Origin of the sequence: Streptomyces calidiresistens, assembly GCF_014141525.1 — a bacterium.
GTDB lineage: Bacteria > Actinomycetota > Actinomycetes > Streptomycetales > Streptomycetaceae > Streptomyces > Streptomyces calidiresistens.
The window spans coordinates 1-7,286 of record NZ_VKHS01000208.1 but is presented as its reverse complement, the minus strand read 5'-3'; the positions used below and the strand labels follow the sequence as shown (position 1 = coordinate 7,286).

Sequence of the window (7,286 nt, the reverse complement as noted above, 5' to 3'; positions counted from 1 at the left end):
GGGCGTCCCGCCGGTTCCCCTCCGCCCTCCCGGGCTCCCCCCGCTTCCGACCACGAGCACCACCACGGGAAGGACGCCATGCGCGCCAACTTCGTCCTGTCGGAGATCGGCGTCGGTCTCCGTCGCAACGTCACGATGACGCTGGCCGTCATCGTCTCCGTCGCGCTGTCGTTGTCGCTGCTGGGCGGGTCGCTGCTGGCCCGCGAGCAGGTCACCAGCATGAAGGACTTCTGGTACGACAAGGTCCAGGTGTCGATCTTCCTGTGCAACAAGATCGACGCCGAGACCGACCCGGCCTGCGCCCGGGGCGCGGTCACCGACGAGCAGCGCGACGAACTCGAGGCCGAGCTCAAGCAGTACGACATCGTCGAGGAGGTCTTCCACGAGACGGCGGAGGAGGCGTACGCGCACTACACCGAGCAGCAGAAGGACTCGCCGATCGCGGCCGTCGTCACGCCGGACCAGATGCAGGAGTCGCTGCGGGTCAAGCTGAGCGACCCCGAGCGCTACGAGGTGATCTCCACCGCCTTCGCCGGGCGCGAGGGCGTCCACTCGGTCCAGGACCAACGCGCCCTGTTGGAGAACCTCTTCCAACTCCTCAACGGCGTGAACATCGCGGCCCTGGCGCTGATGGCGCTGATGTTGGTGGTCGCGTTGCTGCTGATCGTGAACACGGTCCGGGTCTCCGCGTTCAGCCGGCGGCGGGAGACCGGGATCATGAGATTGGTCGGCGCCTCCAGTTTCTACATCCAGATGCCGTTCATCCTGGAGGCGGCGATCGCCGGACTCATCGGGGCGGTCCTGGCCTGTCTGATCCTGGTGGTCGGCAAGTCCTTCCTGATCGACGGCTTCCTGGACTCCCGCATCCAGGTGATCGATTTCGTGGGGTGGGACGCGGTCCTCTCCGTCCTGCCGTTCCTGTTGGTGGTGGGGGCCCTGATGCCCGCCGTGGCGGCGCTCTTCGCGCTGCGCAAGTACCTGAAGGTCTGAGCACCCCCCGGCCCCGACGGGTCGGCGCGGGGCCGGTTCCGGGCGAGCGGCGCCCGGCGCGCGAGGCGTGCCGGGCGCCGTTGTCGTGCGACCGCACACCGCCTGATGGTGTGACAGATCACGTTCGGGTCGCCGTACATCCTGCCGTGCTCCCCGGCCGGCCGGCTTAGACTCCCGACTCATGTCACGTCTGCGTAACGGAGACCCGACCCGCCCGGCGCGTCGCGGGACGGCGCTCGCCGGACTGCTCGTGGGCGCCCTCGCCGCCGGGGCGGCGGGAGCGGCCTGGGGCGACGTGGTCGCGGACCTGCCGCCGGCGGGCATCGGGCCGGGCAGCACCGCCCCGGTCGACGCCGAGATCGTGGTGGGTCGCTCCGGCGACGCGTGGTCGGCGTCCTACACCGCCGAGGAGTACGAGGCGTGGCGGCTCTCCCTGGAGGGCGAGTACGTGGGCACCGGCATCTCCGTGCGGAAGGTGGCGGAGGACCGCATCGAGATCGAGAGGGTGCACGAGGGCGGCCCGGCGGACCGCGCGGGCCTGCGCCCCGGCGACACGCTGCGGAGCGTGGACGGGGTGGCCGTGGAGGAGTTGCCGGTGACCGAGGTGGTCGCCCGCCTGCGCGGCAGCGACCTCCCCCCGGCGGAGGCGGGCCCCGGCAGCCGGGTGCGCCTGGGCGTGGAACGGGCGGCTCCCCCGGTGGCCGCGGCCCCCGGGGCCGGTGCCGGGGCGGAGGTGCCCGACCGGGTCTCCCGCTCGGCGGAGGCCACCCGTACCGTCCCGGCGGACGGGGGCGCGGGGGCGGCCCCCGAGACGATCGAGGTGGAGGTGGAGCGTGCCGTCCTCGTCACCGATCCCGTCACCGTCCACCGGGACGCGCCGGGCACCACCCGGGTGCGGATCTCCTCCTTCGTCCAGGGCTCGGCCGACCGGTTGCGCGCCGAGGTGGCCCGGGTGCCCGAGGAGGAGGGGATCGTCCTCGACCTGCGCGGCAACAGCGGCGGCCTGATCACCGAGGCCGCGGAGGCGGCGTCCGTCTTCCTCGACGGCGGTCTGGTGGGCACCTACGACGTGCGCGGGGTCCAGCACGCCCTGCGCGCCGATCCGGGCGGGGACACCACCCGCCCCGTGGTCGTCCTGGTGGACGGCGGGACGATGAGTTCGGCCGAGCTGCTGACCGGCGCCCTGCGGGACCGCAACCGGGCCGTGGTGGTGGGTCGGCCCACCTTCGGCAAGGGCACCGTCCAGATGCCGAGCCACCAGCCGGACGGCAGCGTGGCGGAGCTGACGGTCGGTACCTACGCCACCCCGGCGGGCACCACACCGGTCGAGGGCGAGGGGCTGGAGCCGGACGTCCCGGTGGAGCGGGGCGAGGACCCGGTGGTCAGGGCGGGGCGGGTGCTCGCCGCCCTCTCCGGCGGCGCCTGAGCCCCCTCCCCGCCGTCCCGCGGTGCCGAGCGCCCGGCGGGTCCGGCACGCCCCGCAATAATCGGGAGCCCGTGCGGGCCGGGGGTCATAGGATGGTGCGGCCATGGCAAAGACCAAGAAAGCTGACAAGAAGAAGGCCGACGCCGAGGGGCGCAAGCTCATCGCGCAGAACAAGAAGGCGCGGCACGACTACCAGATCCTGGACACCTGGGAATGCGGGATCGTGCTCACCGGTACCGAGGTGAAGTCGCTGCGCCAGGGTCGGGCCTCCCTGGTGGACGGGTTCGGGCAGATCGACGCCGGCGAGGTGTGGCTGCACAACGCCCACATCCCGGAGTACGCGCAGGGCACGTGGACCAACCACAGCGCCCGGCGCAAGCGCAAGCTCCTGATGCACCGGTCGGAGATCGACAAGCTGATCGGCAAGCTCCAGGAGACCGGTCTGACGCTGGTGCCGCTGAGCCTGTACTTCCTCAACGGCCGGGTGAAGGTGGAGATCGCCCTCGCCCGGGGCAAGAAGGAGTACGACAAGCGGCAGACGCTGCGCGAGAAGCAGGACCGGCGGGAGTCGGAGCGCGCGATGTCCGCAGCCCGGCGGCGGCAGCGCTCCTGACCGTCCCGGACGGCCGGCGGGGCGCCGGTGGGTCGCCCCATCCGGGGCGGGCCGGGAAAAGCGCCGGCCGGAACCCCGGCGGCTCCTGTACCATGGACCGCAGGTGAACGGTGACACCGGCTCCGGCCGGGGCACCGCTTGTCAACTCAACATGGGGATGATCGGTTTCGACAGCGGCTGTCGAAGCAGGGGAAGCGAGCCGAGGAAGCACGGCGATGATCTCGTTAACCACGCGCCGTGAAAAAAATAATCGCCAACCAGAAGCGCGATTCCTTCGCGCTTGCTGCCTGACGCAGCAAGCGTGAAGTGTCAGTCCGGGAGCGTTCCCGTCCCGGGTCCTGGCATCAGCCAGGGAACTCCACCTTCGACCCCGGTCACGGGGGCCGATAGGGACATCCAACAGTGACTGAGCCCGTCGGAGACTTGTCCGCGTGATCTCCGGGGCCGAGAAAATCGAAGCGGACTGCGCTCGGAGAAGCCCTTCTTCCGCACCGTTGGACGCGGGTTCGATTCCCGCCATCTCCACTCCCCATGAGGCCCCCGCCCGGTTCACCGGGCGGGGGCCTCGTCGTGTGTCGCCCCGGCCCGTGGCCCACCGAGGGCTTCCCGCTTCGGGCGTCGGCGTGCCGGGAGTGCGGGGCCAGTCGCCTCCGGGGTCGTTCGACCGCATCCGACTGCCCCGCACCCGACCGTGCCGCATCGCCTTCCGATCGTTCCGTACATTCGGGCGACCGCATCGGAACAGAAATGAGCGGCCCACTCTTCCCCTCTGCGTCGCCACCGAGACCCGCCGTGTGCTGCGGGGCACGAGTACGACCGGGGTTCCGACGGCCTCTCAACCCCATGCGGTCGGCGCTTTCGCGGTTGGCGCCGGTGCCCCCGCCATCCTTCGACACCTGGAAGCGGGGCCACCCGGTGGTGCCCATGGCCGAGGTGCCCGGCGTCGCGAACACCCGAATGGGAACCATTCCCGGCCGTCCTTTTCGGCACCGTCCGCTTCGGCGGTTCCGTGCCGTGGTGCCCCGCCCCGGCGTCCTCCCGACCCCCTGAGGGGCTCCCGCCGGCGGGAGCCCCTCAGGGGGTCGGGAGGACGCCGGGGGCGTTCGGGTCCCGGCGGCGGCCCTCGACGCAGAAGCGGTTGCCCTCGGTGTCGGCGAGGACCGCGTACGGCAGCGCGCCCGGTTCGAGGCGGTCCGGATAGTACGGCCAGTCCACCCGCCGGGCGCCGAGGGCGACCAGGCGCTCGACCTCCTCGTCGAGATCCCTCTCCCCGGCATACAGGTCGAGGTGGATCCGGGGGAACTCCTCCGCCGGACTTCCGCTGACGTCCAGGGCCAGCACCGGCCCCGCCTTCCCCGGCGGGGGTTGGAGCACGATCCACTCGTCCCCCTCGTACCGGGGTGGCCGGCGGACGTAGCCCAGTGCCGCGGACCAGAACCGGGCCGCGCGGCGGTCGTCCTCCACGCCGAGCGATATCGCCTTGATCTCCGTCACACCCGCCACTGTAGGGCGCCCGGCCCGACCCCCGTCCGGGCCGGGCGCCGGTGTCAGGCCCGGACCGGGGTCGGGGTGACGGTGGTCCGCTCGTGGTCCAGCGCCGATCCGGGCAGCGCCAGGGTGCCCAGCGGATCGGCGAACAGGGGCAGGCGCAGCGCGCCGCGCAGCGCCAGGTAGCCGAGCAGGCCGCCGAGGGTGTTCGCGATCAGGTCGTTGACGTCCACCGACCGGCCGTTGTTGAAGAGGATGTAGGACAGGCACTGCGTCGTCTCGATGCCCGCGCTCGCCAGGGCGCACAGCAGCGTCACCCGGCCCGCCGAGCGGGCCCGCCGCGAGAGCAGCGGCAGCAGGAATCCCAGCGGCAGGAACATGATCACATTGGGCACGAAGGAGAGATCGACGACCAGCAGCGGGATCGGGTTGATCATCTGGTGCCAGGGGGTCTGATTGGCGTACAGGCCATAGGTGGCGACGATCGGGAGGATCGTGATGCTCGCCACGGCCGCCGCGTAACCGGCCGCCGTCAGTCGGGTGGCGGCGTGTCGCCCCGTCCACCCCGGCCGGCCCCGGGCGGCCCGCACCGCCACCAGAACGGCGAAGGCGATCAGCAGGGGCCCGAGACCCACCGCGGGGTCGATGCGGAAGGAGATGTCGAAGTCGTTCACCGGGGACTCCTCGGGTCGCGGCGTGGGCGGCACCCTGCCGACCCGCTCCGCAGTCTGTTCGGCCCACCCGTTCCGGCGGATCTTCCGAAAGCGGGATCCCGGTCCTCCCGGCTATGACTTTCGGCCGAGCCGCCCCGTCCCCCGCCCGACCTAGACTCCCGGCATGACCACTCGTCGCGGAACGGTCGGTCGTTTCGCCCCCGCCCTCGCGGTCGGACTCTGCGCGCTGCTCCTCACGTCCGGTGCCCTGGAGTACCTGTGGACGGAGTCCTTCCGGGGCCCGCGGGGAGATCTGGTGCTCCACGCGGGGGTGATCGTCGCGGGGCTCGCCGCGTCGGCCCCGCTGCTCGGGGCCCGGGCGCTGGCCCGGGCCGGCGTGGTGGCCGCTCTCGTCTCCCTGGGGACCACGGCCGCCACCCGGTCGTGGTGGGGCGGGGGTGCGCCGTACGGGCTCACCGAACTCCTGGCCCTGGTGGCGCTGCTGGCCCTCGTGGCGGCGCGCGGTGCGGCGCCGTCGGCGGTGGGCGCCGTTCCCCTGATGATCGCGGCGGTCGTGCTGCGTCCCCCGACCCCCGGGGCGGGGGAGATCGGGATCATCCTGGCGCTCCTGTCGGCGGTGGTGGTGATGGCGGTGGCCGGAGCCGGGTTGGCGGTGCGGTTCGTGGCGATCGACCGACGCCGGCGGGAGCGGACGGTGCGGTTGGAGCAGCGCGCCGACTTCGCCCGGGACCTGCACGACTTCGTGGCACACCACGTCACGGGCATGGTGGTCCTCGCCCAGGGGGCGCGGACGATCGCGGAGAAGCGGCCCGAGGCGGTCCTGCCCGCGCTGCGCAGGATCGAGGAGGCGGGGGGCGAGGCGTTGGCCTCGATGCGCGGCATGGTGGGGATGCTGCGGGACGCCGGGGCCCCGACGGCCCCCGCCCCCGGGTCGGCGGACGGCGGGGGCGGGCCGTGGGAGCGGATCGAGGCGCTGGTCGCGGGGGCCGTGGCACCCGACGGCGCCCGCGTCCGGTTGACGGTCGGGGAGGGTGTGCCGGAATCGGCGGAGGAACTTCCCGCGGAGGTCGGCGAGACCGCTCACCGGGTGGTCATGGAGGCGCTGACCAACGCCCGCCGGCACGCGCGGGACTGCCGGCGGGTGGAGGTGGACCTGTCCCGGGAGGGGGAGAGCCTGGTGGTGCGGGTGAGCGACGACGGGCGCCGGCGGCACGGCCCCGGTCGGGGGGCGGGACGCGGATTCGGACTCACGGGCCTGGACGAGCGGGTCGCGCTGGTCGGCGGTACCCTGCGGGCCGGGCCGGAGGAGGGGGCCGGCTGGACCGTCCGTGCCGAACTGCCCCTGACCCGCGGGGGAGTCCGCCGATGACGATTCGGGTGCTGATCGCGGACGACCAGGCCATGGTCCGCACGGGATTCGGTCTGATCCTCGCCGCCGAGGACGACATCGAGGTGGTGGCCGAGGCCGTCGACGGCGCGCAGGCGGTCGAGTTGGCGCGGCGTCACCGGCCCGATGTCGTCCTCATGGACATCCGGATGCCGCGGCTGGACGGTTTGGAGGCGCTGCGGCTGCTCACCCGTCCGGGGACCGTCGATCCGCCCCGGGTGGTCGTGGTGACCACCTTCGACGACGACGTGTACGTCCGTCGGGCGCTGAGCGGCGGCGCGTACGGCTTCCTGCTCAAGGACGCCGGCCCGGCCCTGTTGGTGGAGGCGGTGCGGGCGGCGGCGTCCGGGGACGCGTTGATCAGTCCGTCGCTCACGATCTCCCTGCTGCGCGGGTTGACGGCCGATCCGGAGCCCGGGCCCGGGGCCGATCCGCTCTCGGAGCGGGAGCGGGAGGTGGTGGCGCTGGTGGCCCGGGGCGCGACCAACGCCGAGGTGGCGGCGGCGCTGACCATCGGGGTGGGCACGGTCAAGACCCACCTGACCAACGTGCAGCGCAAATGGGGGGTCCGGAACCGGGTGGAGATCGCCGCCCGGGCGTGGGAGACCGGCTTGGTGGGTCCCGGGGGACCGTCGTCCGGAGGGTGATTCCCGCCACCGCCGCGGCGGTTCGGAGGCGGGTGGGGGCCCGGCGGGCCGACTTCACGGG

General features: G+C 73.0%; 7 protein-coding genes and 1 other RNA gene. 6 read left to right on the top strand and 2 right to left on the bottom strand.

Annotation, left to right across the window (positions count from 1 at the left end; all coding sequences use genetic code 11):
• Positions 1-78: 78 nt before the first annotated feature.
• From ftsX to ssrA, 4 genes are all read left to right on the top strand, one after another.
• Positions 79-990 (top strand): permease-like cell division protein FtsX, encoded by a 912-nt coding sequence (gene ftsX / locus FOE67_RS11160; RefSeq protein WP_182663128.1) that lies wholly within the window; start codon positions 79-81, stop codon positions 988-990.
• A 181-nt stretch (positions 991-1,171) separates the two neighbouring features.
• Positions 1,172-2,416 carry a S41 family peptidase gene (locus FOE67_RS11155; RefSeq protein ID WP_182663127.1) on the top strand — a complete coding sequence of 415 codons (1,245 nt, stop codon included), beginning with the start codon at positions 1,172-1,174 and terminating at the stop codon, positions 2,414-2,416.
• Positions 2,417-2,519: 103 nt separating this feature from the next.
• Positions 2,520-3,029, top strand: coding sequence for an SsrA-binding protein SmpB (smpB, locus tag FOE67_RS11150; protein WP_182663125.1), 510 nt, complete (start codon positions 2,520-2,522; stop codon positions 3,027-3,029).
• Positions 3,030-3,182: 153 nt separating this feature from the next.
• Positions 3,183-3,557, top strand: a transfer-messenger RNA (tmRNA) gene (gene ssrA, locus FOE67_RS11145).
• 546 nt (positions 3,558-4,103) lie between these two features.
• On the opposite strand, the gene FOE67_RS11140 is transcribed toward ssrA, so the two are convergent.
• Both FOE67_RS11140 and FOE67_RS11135 read right to left on the bottom strand, forming a co-directional pair.
• Positions 4,104-4,523 (bottom strand): VOC family protein, encoded by a 420-nt coding sequence (locus tag FOE67_RS11140; protein WP_182663123.1) that lies wholly within the window; start codon positions 4,521-4,523, stop codon positions 4,104-4,106.
• Between the two features lie 53 nt (positions 4,524-4,576).
• Positions 4,577-5,191, bottom strand: coding sequence for a VanZ family protein (locus FOE67_RS11135; RefSeq protein WP_323384711.1), 615 nt, complete (start codon positions 5,189-5,191; stop codon positions 4,577-4,579).
• Positions 5,192-5,354: 163 nt separating this feature from the next.
• Between FOE67_RS11135 and FOE67_RS30030 the strand changes: the two genes are divergently transcribed.
• Both FOE67_RS30030 and FOE67_RS11125 read left to right on the top strand, forming a co-directional pair.
• On the top strand, positions 5,355-6,560 hold the full coding sequence (locus FOE67_RS30030) for a sensor histidine kinase (protein WP_182663121.1): 1,206 nt from the start codon (positions 5,355-5,357) through the stop codon (positions 6,558-6,560).
• On the top strand, positions 6,557-7,225 hold the full coding sequence (locus tag FOE67_RS11125; protein ID WP_182663119.1) for a response regulator: 669 nt from the start codon (positions 6,557-6,559) through the stop codon (positions 7,223-7,225). Before FOE67_RS30030 ends, FOE67_RS11125 begins: the two co-directional genes overlap by 4 nt.
• Positions 7,226-7,286 lie beyond the last annotated feature (61 nt).